We start from the raw sequence: 22,063 nt of genomic DNA on the forward strand, positions 1-22,063 counted from the left end.
GTCATTCCGGGCGGCACCCTGAACTTTTTACCGGGCATTGCGGGCCAGGGAGGCCACGTCGTTTCTGATTCAAGTCAAAGTGGATTTGGCTGAGCTGTTATTATCCGCCGTATCTATTCAGTACGGATTGATCCATGTCCTCTCGCGAAATCCGCATCGCCACCCGTAAAAGTGCGCTGGCCCTCTGGCAGGCCGAATACGTCAAAGCCCGTCTGGAAGCGGCCCATCCGGGCCTGCTGGTGACGCTGGTGCCCATGGTCAGTCGCGGCGACAAACTGCTCGATTCGCCACTGTCGAAAATCGGCGGCAAAGGCTTGTTCGTCAAAGAGCTGGAAACTGCACTGCTCGAAAACGCAGCCGACATCGCCGTGCACTCGATGAAAGACGTGCCGATGGACTTCCCTGAAGGCCTTGGCCTGTTCTGCATCTGCGAGCGCGAAGACCCGCGCGATGCTTTCGTTTCCAACACCTATGCCAGCCTCGAAGCGTTACCTGCCGGCAGCATCGTCGGTACTTCGAGTCTGCGTCGTCAGGCGCAGTTGCTGACCCGTCGGCCGGACCTGGAAATCCGCTTCCTGCGCGGCAACGTCAATACCCGTCTGGCCAAACTCGATGCCGGTGAGTACGACGCGATCATCCTCGCCGCCGCCGGCCTGATCCGTCTCGGTTTTGAAGAGCGCATCACCTCGGCGATCAGCGTCGATGACAGCCTGCCGGCCGGTGGCCAAGGTGCGGTCGGCATCGAATGCCGCAGCGCCGACAGCGAAATTCACGCCTTGCTCGCACCGTTGCATCACGCCGATACCTCATCGCGCGTGACCGCCGAACGTGCCCTCAACAAACATTTGAATGGTGGCTGCCAAGTGCCGATCGCCTGCTACGCCGTGCTTGAAGGCGAGCAGTTGTGGTTGCGCGGTCTGGTCGGTGAACCGAGCGGTGGCTTGCTGCTTGGCGCCGAAGCCCGCGCGCCACGCGCCGATGCTGAGGCGTTGGGTGTTCAGGTGGCTGAAGACTTGCTGAGCCAAGGCGCAGCCGAAATTCTCAAAGCAGTCTACGGCGAGGCAGGTCACGAGTGACTGACTGGCGCCTGCTGCTGACGCGCCCTGCGCAAGATTGTGCGGCGCTCGCCGAGACGTTGGCGGCGCAGGGCGTTTTCAGTAGCTGTTTGCCGCTTCTGGACATCGTCGCGCTGCCAGTCTCTGACAAGATTCGTCAGGCGATGGTGCTGTTGCCGGGATGCAACGCGGTGATCGTCGTCAGCAAACCGGCGGCGCGCATTGCCATGGACCTGCTCGACGACGTGTCTTCGCTGACGATGCCGTGGTTCAGTGTTGGTGCCGCGACCGCGCAGATTCTGCTGGATCGTGGCCTCGACGCACACTTCCCGGTTGACGGTGATGACAGCGAAGCCTTGCTGCAATTGCCGCGTCTGCGTGAGGCAGTCAGCCAGCCCGGTGCGCGGGTCTTGATCCTGCGCGGGGAGGGCGGCCGCGAGTTGCTCGCCGAGCGTTTGCGTACGCTTGGTGCTAGTGTCGAGTACCTGGAATTGTATCGACGTGACTTGCCAGCCTATGCGCCGAACGAACTGTCGCGGCGGATCGAAGCGGAACGCTTGAACGGGCTGGTGGTCAGCAGTGGACAGGGTTTTGAGCACCTGCGTCAGATGGCCGGCGACGGCTGGCCGACAATTGCGCAGTTGCCGTTGTTTGTTCCAAGCCCAAGGGTCGCCGAGCTGGCACATGCCGCCGGGGCTCAAACAGTTGTGGATTGCCGCGGCGCGAGTGCCGCGGCTTTGCTGACGGCGTTGCGGGAGCATCCCGTACCCGTTTTCTAATGCAAAGGATGGATACGTGAGCGAAACAGCCTTGCCTAAAGATGATGTGCAACCTGTGATTGATGCCCGGGTTGAAACGCCACCGCCGGCCACAGAGCCGCGCCGAGGCAATGGACTGGCCATCGTCGCCCTGTTGCTCGGCGCTGCTGGCGTCGCCATCGGTGGCTGGGGTGTCTGGCAGGTGCGACACCTGCAGACCAATACGCAACAACAATCGGGCCAGGTGCAGGCGTTGAATGATCAGGCGCAGAGCCTGAAACTCAACGAACAGCGTCTGACTGAGCGCCTCGCGCAGTTGCCAGGTGCCGACGAACTCGCTGAACGCCAGCGTCTGGTCACGCAACTGCAGGGTGATCAGCAGCGCCTCAATCAGCGTCTGGAAACCGTCCTCGGTGCGAGCCGCAAGGATTGGCGTCTGGCAGAGGCCGAGCACCTGTTGCGTCTGGCCAGCCTGCGTCTGTCGGCGTTGCAGGACATCAGCAGCGCTCAGGCACTGGTGCAGGGCGCGGACGAAATCCTCCGTGAGCAGAACGATCCCGGTTCCTTCGCCGCTCGCGAGCAAGTAGCGAAAACCCTGGTGGCGCTGCGCAGTACTTCGCAACCGGATCGCACCGGTTTGTTCCTGCGTCTCGGCGCGCTGCGTGATCAAGTCATCGACCTCACCGAGCTGGCGCCGGAGTACAAGGACCGCGGCGAATCGCTGCTGGGCCTGACCGCCGAGGGTGACGGCGCCAGCCGCTGGGCGCAGTGGTGGGATCAGGTTTCGCGCTACATCCGTATCGATTTCAATGCTGACAAAAACGTGCGGCCACTGCTGGCCGGGCAGAGCCTGAGCCAGGTGCGTCTGGCCCTCAGCCTGTCGCTTGAGCAGGCGCAGTGGGCCGCGCTCAACGGGCAGGCGCCGGTTTACACCCAGGCGCTGGCCGAAGCACGTGATGTGCTCAAGGGCAATTTCAACCCGGACAATCCGCAAAGCAAAGTGATGCTCGAACAGGTCGCCGAGCTGAGCAAGGAGCCGGTCACGGTCACGACTCCGGATCTGGCTGGCACCCTCAGTGCCGTGCAAGCCTATCTTGAGCGGCGCAACGTCAATGCCGAAGAATCGGTGAAACCCTTCGCCAAGCCTGCTGCGAACACTGCGCAGGAGGCGACGCCATGAAGCGCCTGTATGTGATCGTGTTTCTGGTGATCGCCGCAACGGCGGCGCTGGGCCTGGCGATTGCCGAGCATTCCGGTTACGTGTTGGTCGCCTACAAGAGCTTCCGTTACGAGTCGAGCCTGTGGGCGACTCTGGCGGTGATCGCGGTGCTATGGCTGTTGATCTGGGGGATCAAGGCGTTGGTCGAGCTGGTCATGACGTCCAGTGGCGTGGTCAACCCATGGTCGCGCCGCAACCGCAGTCGCCGCGTTCAGGTGGCGATCGAGCATGGTCAACTGGATCTGGCTGAAGGTCGCTGGGCCAGTGCGCAGCGGCATCTCTATCGAGCGGCTGAAGCCGAGCGTCAGCCCCTGCTGTATTACCTCGGCGCTGCCCGTGCGGCCAACGAGCAAGGCCATTACGAGGAGTGCGATCGTTTGCTGGAACGTGCGCTGGAGCGTCAGCCTCAGGCCGAGCTGGCGATTGCCTTGAGTCATGCGCAGTTGCAGACCGACCGTGGTGATACCGACGGTGCCTTGGTGACCCTGCAAGCGATGCACGAGCGGCATCCGCACAATGCCCAGACACTGCGTCAGTTGCAGCGTCTGTATCAACAACGCGGTGAATGGTCGGCGGTGATTCGCCTGCTGCCGGAGCTGCGTAAGGACAAGGTCCTGCCGTCGGCCGAACTGGCGGAGCTGGAACGTCGTGCCTGGGGTGAAAACCTGTCGTTGGCCGCGCACCGTGAAGAGGACGGCACGGTGGGCTTGCAGTCGCTCCAGCGGGCGTGGGAGCAACTCACCTCTGCTCAGCGTCAGGAACCAGCGCTGGTGCTGGCGTACGCCGAACAGTTACGTCAGCTGGGGGCTCAGGTGCAGGCTGAAGAAGTCCTGCGCGCAGCCCTGAAGCGCAAGTACGACAGCCATCTCGCACGTCTTTATGGTCTGGTGCGCGGCAGTGATCCTGCACGTCAGTTGCAAACGGCCGAAGGCTGGCTCAAGGAGCACCCGAGCGACCCGAGCCTGCTGCTGACGCTGGGGCGTCTGTGCCTGCAAACCAGTCTGTGGGGCAAAGCGCGGGATTATCTGGAAAGCAGTTTGCGGGTGCAGCGCAACCCTGAGGCGTGTGCCGAACTTGCACGCCTGCTCGCGCAGCTGGGCGATACCGAACGCAGCAATCAGTTGTTTCAGGAAGGTCTGGGCTTGTTGGATGAACGCCTGCTGGCCGCGCCGCTGCCGGCCCTGGCTCAGGTCTGAAGACGCGAGGGAGGCCACTCCCTCGTTGACCTTTTGCCCTCGATAATTCAACTTTTTCCGGCATCCCGGATAAAGTCCTACACAGGGCTACATCGTTTCCTCGCTAACCTGTCGGGTTTTCCCTACACCTCTGGTGAACTGTCGGCAGGGCCTCGCCTTGAAAGGCTGACGCGCTTTCCTCTACCGTAACAGCCTGTCTCTACTGTTACGGAAAAGCCATGTCGTTGGCCTGCTCACGCTCCTTGTTCTTCATGGCTTTCACTGCGGGGGCCTTTGCTCTGGGAGCTTCCTATTATCTTGAATACGCGGTCGGCCTGACGCCGTGCAGCCTGTGCCTGGTGCAGCGGTTGTTCCTCACGCTGCTGTGCGTTTTCTGTGGTCTGGCGGCGGTACACGGCCCCAAGCGTGGCGGTTTGTGGCTTTACTGGCTGCTGACGCTGGGTGCAAGCCTGGGTGGCACCACGGCGGCCTGGCGGCAAGTGTTGATACAGAGTGACCCGGTGCTGCAATTGACCAACTGCTCCCCGACCTCCGAGATGCTATTGAGCGGGTTGCCGTGGATCTGCGCCTTGCAGAGGGTGTTTACCGGAGGCGCTGATTGCGCGGAAATTTCCTGGACGCTGTTCGATCTGAGCATTCCCGAGTGGAGCCTTTTGCTCTTCGTCGCGGTGTCGATTCTAGCGGTCTATCAAATGTTGCGGCTGGCCTGGAGTGCTCTGCAACGACCGCTCAGCGGCGAAGCGTCGCACCGGGAGCCGCTGCGGGATTAAACACTTGTATGAACTTTATCTCCTGCGTACCTTGAAGCCATAGGCGTGCGGGCATAATCTGGCCCGCACGTGTCATTGGAATTATGTTGCTCGATGACGCTCTGCCCGGCCGGCCCCCAAGCCAAAATCAAAAGAGGGGCGCGGGTGTAGAGCAGCATGACCCACAAGGGAAGAGAGATCGCCATGCTCGAAAGTTGTCAGAATGCTCAGGAACGCTGGGGTGGAGTTCATCTGCTGATCGACCGCTGGTTGCAGGAGCGTGAAGATCTGATCGGCGCCTACGACAAGCTCGGCGCGCAGCCTGAGTCGCTGTCCGAGAGCCGCAAGCCCTTGCAGGAATTCTGCGGCGTGCTGGTCGATTACGTTTCGGCCGGGCACTTCGAAATCTACGAACAGCTGACTGGCGAAGCCAAGGCGTTCAATGACAAGCGTGGTCTGGAACTCGCCGAGACGATCTATCCACGTATCGACGTCATCACCGAAAAGCTCCTCGCGTTCAACGATCTGTGCGACGAAGGCAAATGCGTTGCCGAGAAATTCAAGGAGCTCGGCGGCCTGCTGCATGAGCGCTTCGAGCTCGAAGACTGCCTGATTGAAGTGCTGCATACGGCGCACAAGGAAGAGGATCCGGTTCAGGCCTGATTTTTCTACCGATCAAAAAAACGGTGCGCCCCAAACGCACCGTTTTTTATTGCCTGTTCAACTGGTCGCGCCACGCAATTCCACTTCGAACACCAACGGTGTAAACGGCGCGATCAAGTCGCCGGCACCGTCGGCGCCGTACGCCTGATCCGATGGAATCACCAGTCGCCATTTCGCGCCTACCGGCATGTTCTGCAACGCGGTGCGCCAGCCGGCAATCACGCTGTCGAGGTTGAACCATTGCGGCTGAGTGTTCTGGTCGAACACGGTGCCGTCCGGCAGTCGACCGACATACAGCACCTGCACTTTTCCGTCCGGTCCGGCCTTGGTACCGGTGCCTGGCGTCAGCTCGGTCAGCAGGATGCCATCGGCCAATTCCTTCACACCCGGTTTGGCTTTTTCTGCGGTGAGAAACCGCTGTTCGTTTTCCATCGCGGCGTCACTCGAAGGTTGTGCCGAGTGCTCGGCATTCTGCGATTCGTGATCGGCCAGAATCTGTTCAATGCGGGCTTCGCTCAGCGCCAGCGGCTTGCCTTGATAAGCCTGCTGCAAGCCGTCGACCAACGCCTGAATCTGCAATTGCGGGACTTCCTGACGCAGCCGTTCACCGAGGCTGGCACCGAGGCTGTAGGCCAGATCGTGAGCATCGTTCGCGTTGGTTTTTTCGTCAGCGTGAGCCGCCGAAAAAACCATGCAAAGGGATAAAAAAAAGTAGCGCGACATGGGCACTCTCCGTCCTGAGATGCGGTGGATTATGCCAGCGTGAACGTCGGCAACGGTGAACTGCTTTTACCTTTGCGCAGAACATTTTCGCTTCGGTGCAACGCAACGCAATCGATACTGTCAAGATGCCCTAGCGGCGGTAACTGCAGAGGTCTAGTATGAGCCGCACTCACGTCAGCCAGGAGGTAAACCATGTCGGCCACCAAGAAGCCTGTAAACACTCCGTTGCACTTACTCCAACAACTCTCGGGCAGCCTGCTCGAGCATCTGGAAAACGCTTGCTCCCAAGCCTTGGCTGATGCTGAAAAACTGCTCGCCAAACTGGAAAAGCAACGCGGCAAGGCGCAGGAAAAACTGCACAAGTCCCGCACTAAATTGCAGGACGCAGCCACTGCCGGTAAAGCCAAGGCACAGACCAAAGCCAAGGGCGCAGTAAAAGAACTGGAAGACCTGCTCGATGCCTTGAAGGATCGTCAGTCCGACACCCGCAGCTACATTCTGCAACTCAAGCGCGATGCTCAGGAAAGCCTGAAGCTGGCCCAGGGTGTGGGTCGTGTTCAAGAAGCCGTGGGTAAAGTATTGTCCACCCGCGCAGCCAAACCGGCAGCGGCCCCGGCGAAGAAAGCCGCAGCCAAACCTGCTGCAGCCAAAGCTGCGGCGAAAACTGCGGCGGCCAAACCTGCCGCAAAAGCTGCTGCTAAAACTACCGCCAAGCCTGCTGCAAAAGCACCCGTGAAAGCCGCTGCAAAACCAGCTGCCAAAGTTGCGGCAAAACCTGCAGTGAAAAAACCAGCTGCGGCGAGCGCTGTCAAACCAGCGGCTAAAACCACTGCGGCAAAACCTGCTGCCCGTACTGCCGCTGCTAAACCAGCTAGCCGTGCCGTCGCTGCCAAACCGGCTGCTGCCAAAGCGGCTCCGGCGAAAACCGCAGCCGCCAAACCGGCCGCTAAACCTGCTGCCAAAACTGCTGCCAAACCTGTAGCGAAACCAGCGGCGAAACCTGCTGCTCGTACTGCTGCGGCTAAACCCGCTGCCAAGACTGCTGCCAAACCGGCTGCAGCCAAACCTGCGGCAAAAGCACCAGCAAAACCAGCCGTGAAAGCCGCCGCCAAACCGGCAGCCAAGCCAGCCGCTGCTGCTAAACCAGCCACTGCTGCCGCCAAGCCTGCTGCTGCAAAACCAGCCGCCAAGCCAGCGGCAAAACCCGCCGTTAAAAAGCCAGCCGCTGCCAAACCAGCTGCCGCCAAACCAGCTGCCGCCAAACCGGCTATTGCTCCGGCTGCCAAACCTGCCGCACCGGCAACTTCGGCTGCGCCAGCTGCACCGGCACCTGCCGCTACTGCCTCGACCCCTTCGACGGCGCCATCGCCAGCCGCTGTGTCGAGCGTCAGCAACAACCCAACCAGCGCTTCCTAAGTGCCGGTTGCCGCGACGCGCAGCACTTGCAGCGCGTCGTGGTTCGGGCTGGCCGCCGCGCCGGCCAATCCTTCCAGCCAGGTCTTCGCGCCTGCGCCGTTTTGCGACCACTCCTGCGCCACACCCTCAAGCCGTGACAGCAACGCTCGCTCAGCTTCAAGTTCGAGTGATTTGATCTGCTCGCGCATGCCTTTCAGCACCGCATCATCAAGCGCCCGCGCTTTCCATTGCATACGCAGTGCGCGCAGCGGCTGCACCACCTCGGTATCCCACGGTGTGGTCAGCGCCTGAAGCGCGTTGATGCGTTGTTCATCGCAGTTCACCCCGCGTTGTTCCAGCCATAAGCCACACAACAGCAGGCACACGTTCGCGCCCGCCGTTTGCAGTTGCAGGCAGGCGTCTTCCACGCCCGGTCGGGCGTAGGTGGCAAGGGAAAAGCTCCACAGGTCAGAGGACATCGTGCTACTCGCGCCAGTTGTGAGCGAAGCTGGTAGACTCCGCCGCCATTATGATCCGACTTCAGAACCTGACTTTACAGCGTGGCCCGCAACGTCTGCTAGAAGACGCCGAGCTGACCCTGCACGCCGGCCACAAAGCTGGCCTCATCGGTGCCAACGGCGCCGGCAAATCGAGCCTGTTCGCCCTGATTCGGGGTGAGCTGCATCCGGACTCGGGTGATTGCTTCCTGCCGGCTGACTGGCGCATCGCCCATATGCGCCAGGAGATCGAGACGCTCGAGCGCCTTGCCGTCGACTATGTGCTCGATGGCGACCTGCGTCTACGCGAGGTGCAACGTGACCTCGCCGCCGCCGAAGCGGCGCACGACGGTGCTGCTCAGGCCCGTCTGCACTCGGAACTCGACAGCGCCGACGGTTACACCGCCGATGCGCGAGCGCGCAAGTTGCTCGCCGGTCTCGGTTTCACCAACGAGCAGATGGATCGTCAGGTCGGCGATTTCTCCGGTGGCTGGCGGATGCGCCTGAACCTCGCGCAGGCCTTGATGTGCCCGTCGGACTTGTTGCTGCTCGACGAACCGACCAACCACTTGGACCTCGACGCGATCATCTGGCTCGAAGAGTGGCTGAAAAGCTACCCGGGCACCTTGCTGCTGATTTCCCACGACCGCGATTTCCTCGACGAAGTCGTCGATCACGTCGCGCATGTCGATCAGCGCAAGATCACCTTGTACCGCGGTGGCTACAGCGCCTTCGAGCGCGCCCGTGCCGAGCGTCTGGCCCAGCAACAACAGGCCTACGAGAAGCAGCAGGCGCAGCGTGCGCACATGGAAAGCTACATCGCCCGCTTCAAGGCGCAGGCGACCAAGGCCCGTCAGGCGCAGAGCCGGATCAAGGCCCTGGAGCGGATGGAAGAGTTGTCGGCGGCCCACGTCGATTCGCCGTTCGATTTCGTTTTCCGCGAGTCGAGCAAAATCTCCAGCCCGCTGATCGACCTGTCGGATGCGCGTCTGGGCTATGGCGACAAAACCATCCTGGAGAAGGTCAAGCTGCAACTGACCCCGGGTGCGCGGATCGGCCTGCTCGGCCCGAACGGCGCGGGTAAATCGACCCTGATCAAAAACCTCGCCGGCGAGCTGTCACCGATCGCCGGGCGCCTGACCCGTGGCGAGAACACGGTGGTCGGTTACTTCGCTCAGCATCAGCTCGACTCGCTGGATTCCAAGGCCAGTCCGTTGCTGCACTTGCAGCGTCTGGCGCCGACTGAGCGTGAGCAGACTCTGCGCGACTTCCTCGGCGGCTTCGACTTCCGTGGCGCGCGCATCGATGAGCCGGTGCTGAATTTCTCCGGTGGCGAAAAGGCGCGTCTGGCTTTGGCCCTGATCGCCTGGGAACGCCCGAACCTGTTGCTGCTCGACGAACCGACCAACCACCTCGATCTGGAAATGCGCCTGGCGCTGACCATGGCGCTGCAGGAATTCAGCGGCGCGGTGTTGGTGGTGTCTCACGATCGACACTTGCTCAAGAGCACCACCGATAACTTCTACCTGGTCGCTGACGGCAAGGTCGAAGAGTTCGATGGCGACCTCGAAGACTACGCGCGCTGGCTGGTGGAATACCGCCAGCGCAATGCGCCGGTCAGCAGCACTCCGGTCAACCCGGACAAGACTGACAAGAAGGCTCAGCGTCAGGCGGCGGCTGCGTTGCGTCAGCAACTGGCCCCGCACAAGCGTGAAGCCGACAAGCTCGAAGCCGAGTTGGGCAAGCTTCACGAGAAGCTCGCCAAGGTCGACGCCAGCCTCGGCGACAGCGACATCTACGAGCCGGCACGCAAGAACGAATTGCGTGATCTGCTCGCCGAACAGGCCAGGTTGAAGGTTCGTGAAGGCGAGCTGGAAGAGGCGTGGATGGAGGCTCTCGAGGTGTTGGAAAGCATGCAGGCGGAGCTGGAGGCGCTGTCCTGATGGACGCGTTCAAGCTGCCGCTGCCGGCAGAGTGGGTCGAGCCGATCTGGTTTGCGGTGCAGATTCTGCTGATCCTGCTGGCCGGCTATCTCGCCCAGCGCTTCGTTGCCAAGGGCCTGACCCGACTGGGCGAGCGCTATCCGTTCCCGCCACAGTTGCTGATGCCGCTGCGCGGTGTGTTGCGCTGGCTGATCATGGGCAGCGCGCTGATCTTTGTGCTGGAGCGCCTCGGCGTGTCAGCCACGGTGTTGTGGACGGCGCTGTCGGGTTTCGTTGCGGTGGCGGCGGTGGCGTTCTTCGCCATGTGGAGTGTGCTGTCGAACCTGCTCTGCGCGATTCTGATTTTCACCGTCGGGCCGTTTCGCCTGGGCGATATCGTTGAGCTGGTGGACACCACGGACAAGCCCGGCGTCAAGGGCCGGGTGGTGGCGATCAATCTGCTTTACACCACGTTGATCGAGGCGGAAGAGCTCGGGACTGGCAGCGCGATGGTGCAAGTGCCCAATAGTCTGTTCTTCCAGCGTTCGGTGCGGCGTTGGCGCGGGACCGATGTATTCCCTTCGAGCGGTTTCGAGAAGTAAATTCTGCGGTGTCTGTTCTGACGCCTTCGCGAGCAGGCTCGCTCCCACATCGGATCGCGGTCTACTGTGGGAGCGAGCTTGCTCGCGAAGGGGCCCTCAGCTTCCCGCAATATTTAGCAAAAACTGGTAGTCATCCACCCGAACCCGCATTAGCTTAGGCATTTGTCACGAGCATGAATCGAGGTGTGCGATGGAGCTTCAAACATGGCTGGCGTTTTTTGCCGCCTGCTGGGTGATCAGTCTGTCCCCGGGTGCTGGCGCCATTGCGTCGATGTCCAGCGGTCTGCAATACGGGTTCTGGCGCGGATACTGGAACGCCCTCGGCCTGCAGATTGGTCTGGCGGTGCAGATCGCGATTGTCGGCGCCGGTGTTGGCGCGATCCTCACCGCTTCGGCCACGGCCTTCCACGCGATCAAATGGTTCGGTGTCGCTTATCTGGTGTATCTGGCCATCAAGCAGTGGCGCGCGCTTCCCATGGACATGAGCGATGACGCGGCGGTACGGCCGATCGGCAAACCGCTGGCGCTGGTGTTCCGTGGCTTTCTGGTGAACATCAGCAACCCCAAGGCCTTGGTGTTCATGCTCGCAGTGTTGCCGCAGTTCATCAACCCGCATGCACCGTTGCTGATTCAGTATGTGGTGATTGGTGTGACCATGGTCTGCGTCGACCTGATCGTCATGGCGGGCTACACCGGTCTGGCATCGAAGGTGCTGCGTCTGTTGCGCACCCCGCAACAGCAGAAGCGCATGAACCGCACGTTTGCCGGGCTGTTCATCGGCGCGGCGGCGTTTATGGCGACGCTGCGTAAAGCGGCAGCATAAACCGCGCAGGCAAAAAAAGGCGACCTTTGCGGGTCGCCTTTTTTGTGGCTGGGACGCAGAGCGGCCAAGGATCAGCGCAAGATCACCGGCGCAGTATCACGCGGCAAGTTGTTGCGTTGCGCCGGCTCACGCGGCTGTTCGTAACCGCCACCACCGAGCTGCATGCTCAGTTGCCCGGCCACGTCCTCACCCAATGCCTTTGACACGTCACGTACCACCCGTGGGCGGTTCAGCGAGATCTTGATGTCGCGGTGGTTCACCAGTTTGGTGTCCTGCGCTTCGCCCATCGCCGTGAAGGCCGAGGTGATCTCGAAGGTCTTGGTGTTGATCAGGCTGAAGTCCGCCACCAATGTCAGGCCCAGCACTGCCGAATAGCTGTCGGTGTTCGCCAGCTCGTTGATGTCCTGGGTGAAATCGATGTCCGACACGGTGCCGAACAGCACATAGTCGGCGCCTTTGAAGTTGCCGGCCTTGATGCGTTTGATCACGTCGTAGACGTCACCCTTGGACGACGCGGTGTACGGCGTGCCCTGCACCAGCTGGAACATGCCGGTACGCAGAATTTCACCCTTGATGTCGCCGGTGAATTTACGCAACTCGCCTTGCTCGATGTAGCTGGTGCTCGCTTCGATCTCGTTGTAGCTCGACGAGCCGCTGGAGCTGTAGTAACCCTCGCGATGATTGCTCTGGGCCGAAACGATGTGGATGTATTGCTCCACACGTTCCTGATAGGCCAGATCCGTCACCGCGACTTTCGGGGCCGCCTGCGCGCTGCACGCGCAAGCCAGGGCCATCATGCCAATCCATGCGCGCATCAATTAACGCTCCGTGGTTTTGCGGATCTCTTTTTCGTCCATCCACTCGGCCAGACCGCTTTCAACGTCGATCAGTTGCAGGCTGAATTTGTAGAAGACGTCCTTGTAGTCGCTGCTGCGCTTGACGATCGAGCTGATCGAACCTTCGATGCGGTACTTGGCGGCAACCATGTTGCCAGTCTTGGCCACGGTGCTTTTCTTGTACAGACCGCTCTGGTTTTGCAGCTTGAGCTGATCAACCTGGCTCTGCATGGCGTTGTTGTCGCTGGCGAAACGGGCCACGCCGGTTTTCATCAGCTGAGTCTTGATGCTGGTGGTGATTTCGCGGGTGTCGATGTACTCGCTGGTCTTGTTCTTCACGTCGTAGACCTGAACCACCGGACGGCCCTGCAGAATGCCGGACTGAGCCAGCGAGCGGGTCATCGACTCGGCGATCATTTGCAGGTCGGTCGAGCCGAATTCGTTGGTCACGGTTTCAACCGCTTTGGTGTCGCCGTAGCTGATGTTCTTGCTGCCCAGGGTCGGCGAGGTGTTGGCGCAACCGGAGGCCAGCAGGGCGATGACGGCGATGCAGGAAAAGCGTGCAAACATGGGAGTGCTCTCTAAATCAGGAATAGGGTGGCAGGCTTACGGCGTCTTGAGTTCCAGACGGAAGTCCACGGCTTTCGGGGTCGGGGCGATGCCTTGAATGAAGCTGGTCTGGGCGCCGTACATCATTTGGCTTTTCCACACTTCTTCTTCGGCGATCGGGAAACCTTCCGCGCCGAGCCAGGCGAAGCGGTAGTAGAAAATCTTGTTGCTGTTGAGGGTGTTGCTCAACTGCACATTGACCGTCATGAAGCCGTTTTCGCGGGCGACGCGCATGGCGCCGACGACGATGTGTTTCTGCGGACCCATGGCCACGACTTTGCTCGCGGCGCTGCCCGGCTCTGGCGGTGGCGGGGTGGCGCAGCCGCTCGCCAACAAGGCGAGGGCGGCGACGGCGATGAGTTTGAAGCGCATGCAAAGACTCCGTTCTTAAGGTTGTTTGAGGCTGGCGACGTTGGTCGCGCTGGCGCTCGGGACGACGTGTGCGGCGAGGCCACCGGCGAACACCTGGTTGCCGACGGCGCGCAGGCTGATCACCTGATAACGCTGATCGACAGTGACCTTGACCACCGAACCGCCCACGGCGCTCGGCAGGGTAACCTGATGCTCACCCTTTTTCAGGCGCAGACGCACCACTTGGGTGTTGTCCGGCAGGGTACGCCACGTACGGGTATCGGCACCTTCGAGCACAGCTGAAGAGATGCCGACGGCGAGACCGGCCAGCGGGTTGGTTTCGTTGATCTTCTTCTGCGCCACGCCTTTGGTGATCGCCCGCACGGTGGTGCGCACGATGATCCCCGGCATGTCGTCACGCAGGGCGCGGCGGGACATGGCGGTGGTGCTGTTGAGTGCGGTCAGATCGACCTGCTGACCGTCGACGCCGATCTGCGCAAATGTCGCGGTGGAAGTGTCCGGCTTGATGATCGGGAACGACAGCGGCGTGATCACCACGTTGTTGGAGATCGGCAATGGCAGTGGCACACGGATCGAGTCACGGGCTGGCGCCAGACCGCTTTGCACGACGATCAGAATATCGCTGTCGTCGGACTTGCTTGGCTTGTCGAGGTTGACCAGTGCCTGCTCCAGCAACGGCGTGTTCGGACGCAGTTCGGCAGCCTTGCGGTAACCCGGTGCAGCCAGGCCTTTCTCGCCCAACGCTTCATAGACGAAACCGGACAGATAATGGCTGAAAGCACTCTGGTAGCTGTTTTTCAGACCGACCACTTCCGGGGCGTCGAGGCTGGCGACCGGATAACCCTGCAGGTCTTTGTACTGGGTCTTGATGCCTTCTTTCTCGGCCTCTTCTTCGCTCTTGAGGTATTCCTTGTCACGCAGCTCGGCGATTACCGCTTCACGTTCGTGAGTCTTCTTGATCGCGGTGCGCGCGCCGTCGAAGTCATTGACCGCCAGCAGGTTCAGGGCCATCTGCGTGGTCAGCATGACTTTTTCGTAGTCGTAGCCTTCGTAACGACGCACTTTGTCGTTGACGATGAAGCTGCCGAACTGGGCCAGGTACTTGCCGGTGTCGAGCTTGACCGAGTCTTCCCACTGACCCACCACTACATCGGCGCTGGTCCAGGCATTCTGGCTGCCGGACAGATCGCCCTTGGCGCGCAGCAACTCACCCTTCTCGAAGTAATAGAGCAGGTCTTTGTCGGGGCCTGTGTTGTTCTTTTCCAGCAGGGTCAGGGCGGCGTCGACGTTGCCGGTGGCCAGTTGCTGGTTGGTCTGTGCCAGTTCCGAGTCGTAGTTGCGAAACGCCGAACAGCCGGACAGCAGAGTGACGGCGCTGAGCGCGATCAGAGTGGGGGCGCGGAATGCCATGGGGGTACTTCTTCCCTGGAGTAAAACAGCCGCGAATGCTGGTCGGGCTGGTGTGACCCATCGACAGTGGCGTTGGCCTCCTGCCAATTCCTCATAACAAGAGGAGCTTTAATGCCCGAGCGCAATAACGCGGGCGCGGCATTATAAGCAGGCGGTGGTGGCTATGTAATAGCTTTTTAATTGCACTGGTAAGTTAGGTGCCATTACTTATTTCAAGCTGGATACCACGTTTTTTCCCGACGCCCCGTTTGGCTGAAATGCGCTGCCATTGGCAAACACACGATCACCCAAGGCACGCAGGCCTATCACCTGGCGGTTCTGGTCGATGCGGATTTTCAATGGCGCAGCGCTGGGGGCGTTCGGCAGGCTGATCAGGTGGTCACCTTTTTTCAGGCGCAGACGCACGACTTGGGTGAGGTTGGGCAGGGTGCGCCAGGTGCGAGTGTCGGCCTGCTCGAAACCGTCCCAGTGAGTGACGTAGGAGGCTTTGCTCGGATCGCGTCGATTGTCCGTGGCTTGAACATCGGCTGCCAGAAAGGCCCGATAGGTCGTGCGCTGGATAATGCCGGGCATGTCGTCACGCAGGGTGCGCAAGGACATGTCGGTAATGCTGTTGACCGCGATCAGCTTTTTCTGACGACCATCAATAGCCACCTGATTGAATGCGGGGGTCGAGGTGTCGGGAACCATCACCGGAAACGAAACATTGGCGACGATGACTTGCCCGTCCGCGAGCTTCACCGGGTAGGGCACGCGCACGGAGCTGCGGGCCGGCGCCAGTCCGCTCTGCACGATGATCAGCACATCGCTTTCGTCTGCCTTCAGTCCAGGGCTGTCGAGATCGCGCAAGGCCTGTTGGAAAAACGCCATGTCCGGGCGCAACTCGATCGCTTGACGATAGCCGGGCGCCGCCAGGTCTTTTTCGCCGAGCGCTTCGTAGGTGAACCCGGCGAGATAGTGACTGAACGCGCTTTGGTAGCCGTTTTTCAAGGCAATGACGGCGGGTGAATCGAGCATGACCACTGGGTAGCCTTGCAGGTCCTTGTAATGGACGCGGGCGCCGTTGGCCTTGGCCGCTTCTTCAACGCGCTCGTATTCCAGTTCGCGTTGTCGGGCGATCAGCGCTTCGCGCTCGTGGGTTTTCTTGATGTCGGCACGGGCGCCGTCGAAGTCATTCATGGCCAACTGGTTCAGGGCCATTTGTGTGGTCAGCATGACTTTTTCGTAATCGTAGCCATCATAGCGGCGCAGCTTGTCATTGATGATGCTGCCCCATTGATTGCCCATGGCGGCGAGCAACTTGTCGCCGGTAGTTTCGATGGTGTCCTGGCGCTGTATAACCATCTGCTCGGCACTGCGCCAGGCAACCTGGCTCTGTGGCAACTCACCGCCAGCGCTCAGTACCGCACCCTTTTCGAAGTAATAGAGCAAATCCTTCTCTTCGCCTGGGTTATGCGCCTCGATCAAAGCGAGTGAGCCATCGATATTGCCGGCCTTGAGCTGTTGCGTGGTCTGTTCCAGCTCCAGGTCGTAATTACGGTAAGCGGCGCAACCGCTGAGTTGCACAAGCGCAGCAATCAGAAGGCACGGCAGCAGACAGTGGCGCATAGCGGGTTCTTCCTTGAACGGAGAAGGCGAAATGATGGCGCATTATACGGACGGTTTGCAGATGCCGGGGGCTGTGGATGACGCTTCAAAGCCGATCAATCAGCTCGCTGCACGCCGCGGCGTTGCGCTGAATGCCGACAAAGCTTGAGGGAAACGCCTTCGAAGTGAACAATATGTAACTTCGCATTTCCATTTGAGACTCTTTCATGACTGCCTCGTCCCGATTTCTGGCCTGGCTGGTGTTCCCGTTGTGTGCCCTGAGCAGTTTCAATCTGCTGGCCGATACCGTGGAAGGCGCGCCGCAAGCGCTGCACCTGCTCGATTACATCAGCGCGGATTACCCGCCGACGGTCGAGGCGGGAACCGTCGTCGATGACGCCGAATATCGTGAGCAACTGGAGTTCACCCAGGCGCTGCAAGGCCTGATCGCCGGCATGCCCGCCAAGCCGGAAAAGGCTGCGCTGGAGCAGGGCGTCGAAGCCTTGCATAACGCAATCAGTGCGAAACAGGACGGTGCCGAAGTGGCTCGTCAGGCCCGGCAACTGGGCGCGCAACTGGCGGTGGCCTATGAAGTCAGCCAGGCGCCGATCATCACCCCCGATCCCACCCGGGGTGCGCCACTCTATGCGCAGAATTGCTCGGTGTGCCACGGCGCCAGCGGTGCCGGTGACGGCCCGGCGGGGCTCGGCATGAGCCCGGCACCGGCCAATCTGCGGGATGCGGCGCGGTTGGATCATCTGAGTCTGTATGCGATCTACAACACCCTCGGCCAAGGCGTCGAAGGCACCGACATGCCGGCGTTTGCCGATCAGCTCGATGATCGGCAGCGCTGGGATCTGGCGACTTACATTGCCGGCTTCAGCGCCGATCCGGCGGCGGCCAAATCCGACAAGACCTACAACATCGCCGATCTGGCGCGCCAGACCCCGGCCGAAGTGCAGACCGCCGAAGGCGCGCAAGCCGCAGCGACCTTCCGTGCGCAACGCGCGCAGCCGCCGCAGGTCAAGCGTGGCCCGGCGCAGTTGCTCGACTACACCGCGGCGACGCTGGACAAGAGCCTGGCCGCGTATCGCGCCGGTGAACACGATCAGGCTTACGACCTGTCGGTTGCGGCCTATCTGGAAGGCTTCGAGCTGGTCGAGAGCTCGCTGGATAACGTCGACGCCAACGTGCGCAAAGACACCGAAAAATCCCTGATGGCCTATCGGCAATCGTTGCAGGACGGCTTGCCGGTCGAGCAGGCCGAGCAGCGCCTCGACGCGGCCAAGGCCAAGCTTAAAGAGTCCGCCGGGTTGCTCGGCAGTGACGGCTTGAGCTGGTCGCTGAGCTACATCTCCGGTTTGCTGATTCTGCTGCGCGAAGGTCTGGAAGCGATTTTGGTGCTGGCGGCGATCCTCGCCTTCTTGCGCAATACCGGCCAGCAATCGGCGGTGCGCAGCGTCAACGTCGGTTGGGGCCTGGCGCTGCTGGCGGGCCTTGGCACCTGGGCGCTGGCGGCATACGTGATCGACGTCAGTGGTTCGCAGCGTGAACTGCTGGAAGGCGCAACGGCGTTGTTCGCCAGCGTCATGGTGTTGTGGCTCGGTGTGTGGATGCACGACCGCCGACATGCCGCCGCCTGGCAGGATTACATCAAGAGCAGTCTGGTCGGTGGTGGCGGACGTTTCGGCTTCGCGATCCTGGCGTTCTTCTCGGTGTACCGCGAGTTGTTCGAAGTGATCCTGTTTTACGAAACCCTGTGGTTGCAGGCCGGTCCTGCCGGGCATGACGCGGTACTCGCCGGTGGTGCGACGGCGCTGGTACTGCTGGTCGGTCTGGCATGGGTGATCCTGCGCGGTTCGGCGAAACTGCCGCTGACGCTGTTCTTCAGCATCAACGCGGCGCTGTTGTGCGCACTGTCGGTGGTATTTGCCGGGCATGGTGTGAAGGCGTTGCAAGAAGCCGGGATCTTCGGCACGCGGCCGGTGGCGTTCTTTGAGTTCGATTGGCTGGGGATTCATGCCGATGCGTATTCGTTGACGGCGCAGGCGGTGGCGATTCTGGCGATTGTTGTGTTGTATGGGCGTAGTTGGGTGGCGGAGAAGCGGCGGGTAGTCGCTTAACAGCATTCGCTGCGCTCACATTCGCGAGCAAGCTCGCTCCCACAGGTTTAGCGTTACCCTTGTGGGAGTGAGCTAGCTCGCGAATTGTTTTTGGAGGTTGGGAAAATGCGTGTATGGATCGATGCCGACGCTTGTCCGCGGGCGGCGAAGGATCTGGTGGTGAAGTTTGCCCTCAAGCGCCAGTTCGAAGTGGTGCTGGTGGCCGGGCAGCCGCAGATCAAGCCCGGGCTGGCCATCGTCAAACTGATCGTGGTGCCGAGCGGCCCGGACGCAGCGGACGATTATCTGGTCGAGCACGCGGTGCCGGGTGAACTGGTGATTTGCAGCGATATTCCCCTGGCCGATCGTTTGGTAAAGAAAGGCGTGGCGGCGCTGGACCCGCGCGGCAAGGAGTTCGATGCGCAGAACATGGGTGAACGGTTGGCGGTGCGCAACCTGTTCACCGACTTGCGAGAACAGGGCCAGATGAGCGGCGGCCCGGCGCCGTTTGGCGATCGCGAGAAACAGGCGTTTGCCAATGCGCTGGACCGGATCCTGACCCGGCTATCGCGCCAATCTTGAGCGGTACACAAAACCTGTGGGAGCGAGCTTGCTCGCGAAGGCGCCAGATCACGCAACGCTGTGTTGAATGACACACCGCTTTCGCGAGCAAGCTCGCTCCCACATTGGGATTTTTGTACTACGGGGAATCAGGCGTCGTTTTCGTGGGTCAGTTCGAGTACGCGGTCGACCAGTTTGTTGATGCCTGAGGCGGCCTCGCTGATGTTCTGCGCGAGCATGTACGCCGGAGTGGTCACCAGTTTGCGCGCCTTGTCTTCGATGATATCGGTCACTGCACAGTCTTCGTGGGTGGCGCCCATCTTGTTCATTGCCGTGGCGGTATCGGTATCGTTGCCGATGGTGCAGGTCACGCCCGGGCCATAGATCTTCGCGGCCAAGGCCGGCGAGATGCACATCAGGCCGACTGGCTTGCCTGCTTCGGCAAATGCCTCTGCCAAAGCCAATACTTCAGGCTGCACGCTGCAGCCAGCACCTTCGACGGCGAAGTTCGAGAGGTTCTTCGCTGCACCAAAACCACCGGGCACGATCAGCGCATCGAAGTCGTCGACGTCGGCCTCGCGGATGTCTTTGATGTTGCCACGAGCGATGCGCGCCGATTCCACCAGGACGTTACGCGACTCCGGCATTTCTTCGCCGGTCAGGTGGTTGATCACGTGCAATTGCGCGATGTTCGGGGCGAAGCACTGCACCTGGGCGCCGCGTTGGTCGAGACGGAGCAGGGTGATGACGCTTTCGTGGATCTCGGCGCCGTCGTAGACGCCACTGCCGGACAGGATCACTGCAACTTTTTTGCTCATGGGTTTCTCTCCAGATTCATGGCGCTAAATGTCCACTAAATTGTCGCGCGTTGCCATAGGCTTAAGTGGCGGCTGCGCCTGTATGGAGCGCTTTCTACATGGATCGCAACGACGGCGGGGTGTTCATTATTTGGGATGTCTGTCGCGTGACGAGCGGATGATTTTTGACGTGAAAACGCCGCTGACGAACGGGAGTTCGCTAGCGCAGAGGCGATAAATGACTGAAAGAGGCGACCAGCCCCGCTGTGCGCAGGGCTGTACGCCAGTCGCCGGCGAGTTACTCGGCTGGCGTCTTCGGTTCGGCAGGTTTGGCCGCTTCGGCCTGGTTCAGCAGTGCAGCTTTCGCGGCTTGCTCGTCGGCGTAAACCTGCCTGGCCAGCCGCGCATTCTTGAAGCGGCGGCGCAGCCACAGGCCAACGCCAAGAATCAACAGCGCGCCGAGTACCCACAACTCGTACTTCTTGATGCTGCCGAGCATGCCTTCCAGCACCGCGCCGAAGTGATAAGCCGCCGCCGCCAGCGCCGTGGCCCAGATCGCCGCACCAATGCCGTTGAGCAACAAATAGCGTCCCGGCGGATACCCCGACAGGCCGATCGCCACCGGCATCACCGTGCGCAAGCCATAGACGAAGCGGAAGCTCAGCACCCAAATGTCCGGATGCTTGCGAATGTGCTCCAGCGCGCGGTCGCCCATCAACTGCCAGCGCGGTTTGCGCGCCAGCAACTTGCGCCCGTGCTTGCGGCCGAGGAAGTACCACAGCTGATCGCCGGCATAGCTGCCGAAGAACGCCACGACCACCACCAGGTTGATGTCCATGTATCCACGGAACGCGAGGAAGCCCGCGAGCACCAGAATGGTTTCGCCTTCGAAGAACGTGCCGAGGAACAAGGCAAAGTAGCCAAAGTCATGCAGAAATTGTTGGAGCATTGTCTGGGTGCTGGCGAAATGAACGCGCAGCCTAACCCTTCGGACACATTCATGAAAGTGTCCAAATGTGTCTCGACGTGAACAATTCCTACACTGAGAATGGAATGCGGCTACGTGACACAGGTCTCACACAACTGTCATCTGTTGGTCATAATGGCCGTCTATAACTGTCACGCTCGCCCGTTTGCGCGGGCTCAGGAGTCCGCCGTGAGCTTTACCCCCGCCAACCGTCTGTTCCCAGCCACACGCCTGCGTCGCAATCGTCGTGATGATTTTTCGCGGCGGCTGGTGCGGGAAAATGTGCTGACGGTCGATGACCTGATCCTGCCGGTGTTCGTGCTCGACGGTGAAAACCGCCGCGAAGCCGTGGCCTCGATGCCCGGGGTAGAGCGGCTGACCATCGATTTGCTGCTCGAAGAAGCGGCGAAGTGGGTCGAGCTGGGGATTCCGGCGCTGGCGCTGTTCCCGGTCACTCCGCCCGAATTGAAATCCCTCGACGCTGCTGAAGCCTGGAACCCCGAAGGCATCGCCCAGCGCGCCACCCGCGCGCTGCGTGAGCGTTTCCCGGAACTGGGCGTGATTACTGACGTGGCGCTGGATCCGTTCACCACCCACGGGCAGGACGGTATCCTCGACGAAGAAGGCTACGTGCAGAACGACATCACCGTCGACGCACTGGTCCGCCAGGCGCTGTCCCATGCCGAAGCCGGCGCGCAGGTGGTTGCACCGTCGGACATGATGGACGGTCGCATTCAGGCTATCCGCGAAGCGTTGGAAATCGCCGGTCACGTCAACGTGCGGATCATGGCTTATTCCGCTAAGTACGCCAGCGCCTATTACGGTCCGTTCCGCGATGCCGTGGGTTCAGCGTCGAATCTCGGCAAAGCCAACAAGGCCTCTTATCAGATGGACCCGGCCAACAGCGACGAAGCGCTGCACGAAGTCGGTGCGGACTTGTCTGAAGGCGCGGACATGGTCATGGTCAAACCGGGCATGCCGTATCTGGACATTCTTTTCCGGGTAAAAGATGCCTTCAAAGTGCCGACCTTCGTCTATCAGGTTAGCGGCGAATACGCCATGCACATGGCGGCGATCCAGAATGGCTGGTTGAGCGAGGCGGTGATTCTTGAATCACTGACCGCCTTTAAACGTGCCGGCGCTGATGGCATCCTGACTTACTTTGCTGTCCGCGCCGCTCAATTGTTACGAGAGCAGAAATAGCCCTCCCAGGAACATTC

The 22,063-nt window shown here is 60.9% G+C and carries 22 protein-coding genes; 13 read left to right on the forward strand and 9 right to left on the reverse strand.

Annotation, left to right across the window (positions count from 1 at the left end):
* The first annotated feature begins 134 nt into the window (after nucleotides 1-134).
* The 6 genes from hemC (at nucleotide 135) to WA225_RS25660 (ending at nucleotide 5,640) form a co-directional block, all read left to right on the forward strand.
* Nucleotides 135-1,076: a hydroxymethylbilane synthase gene (gene hemC, locus WA225_RS25635; RefSeq protein ID WP_422610148.1), complete on the forward strand. Its 942-nt coding sequence runs from the start codon at nucleotides 135-137 to the stop codon at nucleotides 1,074-1,076.
* Nucleotides 1,073-1,834 carry a uroporphyrinogen-III synthase gene (locus WA225_RS25640; RefSeq protein WP_422610149.1) on the forward strand — a complete coding sequence of 254 codons (762 nt, stop codon included), beginning with the start codon at nucleotides 1,073-1,075 and terminating at the stop codon, nucleotides 1,832-1,834. The genes hemC and WA225_RS25640 overlap by 4 nt, the downstream gene beginning before the upstream one ends.
* 16 nt (nucleotides 1,835-1,850) lie before the next feature.
* A complete protein-coding gene (locus WA225_RS25645; protein WP_422610150.1) occupies nucleotides 1,851-2,993 on the forward strand; it encodes a uroporphyrinogen-III C-methyltransferase in 1,143 nt (380 codons plus the stop codon).
* The gene (locus tag WA225_RS25650) at nucleotides 2,990-4,228 is read left to right on the forward strand and encodes a heme biosynthesis protein HemY (protein ID WP_422610151.1); all 1,239 of its coding nucleotides are present in this window, start codon (nucleotides 2,990-2,992) and stop codon (nucleotides 4,226-4,228) included. The genes WA225_RS25645 and WA225_RS25650 overlap by 4 nt, the downstream gene beginning before the upstream one ends.
* A gap of 218 nt (nucleotides 4,229-4,446) precedes the next feature.
* Complete coding sequence (locus tag WA225_RS25655; protein WP_422610152.1) at nucleotides 4,447-4,998, forward strand: disulfide bond formation protein B; 552 nt, start codon at nucleotides 4,447-4,449, stop codon at nucleotides 4,996-4,998.
* A 183-nt stretch (nucleotides 4,999-5,181) separates the two neighbouring features.
* Entirely contained in the window at nucleotides 5,182-5,640 is a 459-nt protein-coding gene (locus WA225_RS25660) for an Rsd/AlgQ family anti-sigma factor (RefSeq protein ID WP_064116385.1), read from the forward strand.
* 57 nt (nucleotides 5,641-5,697) lie between these two features.
* Here WA225_RS25660 and WA225_RS25665 read toward each other — a convergent pair whose 3' ends face one another.
* On the reverse strand, nucleotides 5,698-6,363 hold the full coding sequence (locus tag WA225_RS25665) for an FKBP-type peptidyl-prolyl cis-trans isomerase (RefSeq protein WP_422610153.1): 666 nt from the start codon (nucleotides 6,361-6,363) through the stop codon (nucleotides 5,698-5,700).
* 192 nt (nucleotides 6,364-6,555) lie between these two features.
* Here WA225_RS25665 and WA225_RS25670 point away from each other — a divergent pair, with 192 nt between their 5' ends.
* Nucleotides 6,556-7,779 carry an AlgP family protein gene (locus tag WA225_RS25670; protein WP_422610154.1) on the forward strand — a complete coding sequence of 408 codons (1,224 nt, stop codon included), beginning with the start codon at nucleotides 6,556-6,558 and terminating at the stop codon, nucleotides 7,777-7,779.
* On the opposite strand, the gene WA225_RS25675 is transcribed toward WA225_RS25670, so the two are convergent.
* On the reverse strand, nucleotides 7,776-8,237 hold the full coding sequence (locus tag WA225_RS25675) for a TIGR02444 family protein (RefSeq protein ID WP_422610155.1): 462 nt from the start codon (nucleotides 8,235-8,237) through the stop codon (nucleotides 7,776-7,778). The genes WA225_RS25670 and WA225_RS25675 overlap by 4 nt on opposite strands.
* 50 nt (nucleotides 8,238-8,287) lie before the next feature.
* Here WA225_RS25675 and WA225_RS25680 point away from each other — a divergent pair, with 50 nt between their 5' ends.
* The 3 genes from WA225_RS25680 (at nucleotide 8,288) to rhtB (ending at nucleotide 11,602) form a co-directional block, all read left to right on the forward strand.
* Nucleotides 8,288-10,198, forward strand: a complete 1,911-nt coding sequence (locus WA225_RS25680; RefSeq protein WP_422610156.1) for an ATP-binding cassette domain-containing protein — start codon at nucleotides 8,288-8,290, stop codon at nucleotides 10,196-10,198.
* A complete protein-coding gene (locus WA225_RS25685) occupies nucleotides 10,198-10,779 on the forward strand; it encodes a mechanosensitive ion channel domain-containing protein (RefSeq protein ID WP_422610157.1) in 582 nt (193 codons plus the stop codon). Before WA225_RS25680 ends, WA225_RS25685 begins: the two co-directional genes overlap by 1 nt.
* A 190-nt stretch (nucleotides 10,780-10,969) precedes the next feature.
* Nucleotides 10,970-11,602, forward strand: coding sequence for a homoserine/homoserine lactone efflux protein (rhtB, locus tag WA225_RS25690; protein ID WP_034152015.1), 633 nt, complete (start codon nucleotides 10,970-10,972; stop codon nucleotides 11,600-11,602).
* 71 nt (nucleotides 11,603-11,673) lie between these two features.
* Here the strand turns inward: rhtB and WA225_RS25695 are convergent, their stop codons facing one another.
* The 5 genes from WA225_RS25695 to WA225_RS25715 form a co-directional block, all read right to left on the reverse strand.
* Nucleotides 11,674-12,417: a penicillin-binding protein activator LpoB gene (locus WA225_RS25695; protein ID WP_422610158.1), complete on the reverse strand. Its 744-nt coding sequence runs from the start codon at nucleotides 12,415-12,417 to the stop codon at nucleotides 11,674-11,676.
* A 3-nt stretch (nucleotides 12,418-12,420) separates the two neighbouring features.
* Nucleotides 12,421-13,008: a penicillin-binding protein activator LpoB gene (lpoB, locus tag WA225_RS25700; RefSeq protein ID WP_016772610.1), complete on the reverse strand. Its 588-nt coding sequence runs from the start codon at nucleotides 13,006-13,008 to the stop codon at nucleotides 12,421-12,423.
* Between the two features lie 36 nt (nucleotides 13,009-13,044).
* Nucleotides 13,045-13,419, reverse strand: a complete 375-nt coding sequence (locus WA225_RS25705; RefSeq protein ID WP_422610159.1) for a YcfL family protein — start codon at nucleotides 13,417-13,419, stop codon at nucleotides 13,045-13,047.
* 15 nt (nucleotides 13,420-13,434) lie between these two features.
* Entirely contained in the window at nucleotides 13,435-14,829 is a 1,395-nt protein-coding gene (locus WA225_RS25710; RefSeq protein ID WP_422610160.1) for a COG3014 family protein, read from the reverse strand.
* A 207-nt stretch (nucleotides 14,830-15,036) separates the two neighbouring features.
* Nucleotides 15,037-16,437 carry a COG3014 family protein gene (locus WA225_RS25715; RefSeq protein WP_422610161.1) on the reverse strand — a complete coding sequence of 467 codons (1,401 nt, stop codon included), beginning with the start codon at nucleotides 16,435-16,437 and terminating at the stop codon, nucleotides 15,037-15,039.
* Nucleotides 16,438-16,643: 206 nt separating this feature from the next.
* On the opposite strand from WA225_RS25715, the gene WA225_RS25720 reads away from it, so the two are divergent.
* Together WA225_RS25720 and WA225_RS25725 are read left to right on the forward strand one after the other, a co-directional pair.
* A complete protein-coding gene (locus WA225_RS25720; RefSeq protein ID WP_422610162.1) occupies nucleotides 16,644-18,539 on the forward strand; it encodes an FTR1 family protein in 1,896 nt (631 codons plus the stop codon).
* A gap of 105 nt (nucleotides 18,540-18,644) precedes the next feature.
* Nucleotides 18,645-19,100, forward strand: coding sequence for a YaiI/YqxD family protein (locus tag WA225_RS25725; RefSeq protein WP_034152009.1), 456 nt, complete (start codon nucleotides 18,645-18,647; stop codon nucleotides 19,098-19,100).
* A gap of 128 nt (nucleotides 19,101-19,228) precedes the next feature.
* Here the strand turns inward: WA225_RS25725 and elbB are convergent, their stop codons facing one another.
* Both elbB and WA225_RS25735 read right to left on the reverse strand, forming a co-directional pair.
* Nucleotides 19,229-19,897, reverse strand: coding sequence for an isoprenoid biosynthesis glyoxalase ElbB (gene elbB, locus WA225_RS25730; protein WP_422610163.1), 669 nt, complete (start codon nucleotides 19,895-19,897; stop codon nucleotides 19,229-19,231).
* A gap of 277 nt (nucleotides 19,898-20,174) precedes the next feature.
* A complete protein-coding gene (locus WA225_RS25735) occupies nucleotides 20,175-20,825 on the reverse strand; it encodes a DedA family protein (protein WP_422610164.1) in 651 nt (216 codons plus the stop codon).
* A gap of 207 nt (nucleotides 20,826-21,032) precedes the next feature.
* On the opposite strand from WA225_RS25735, the gene hemB reads away from it, so the two are divergent.
* Nucleotides 21,033-22,046 carry a porphobilinogen synthase gene (hemB, locus tag WA225_RS25740; protein ID WP_008084506.1) on the forward strand — a complete coding sequence of 338 codons (1,014 nt, stop codon included), beginning with the start codon at nucleotides 21,033-21,035 and terminating at the stop codon, nucleotides 22,044-22,046.
* Nucleotides 22,047-22,063: the final 17 nt, after the last annotated feature.

The sequence above is a fragment of the Pseudomonas sp. genome, assembly GCF_049300855.1.
GTDB lineage: Bacteria > Pseudomonadota > Gammaproteobacteria > Pseudomonadales > Pseudomonadaceae > Aquipseudomonas.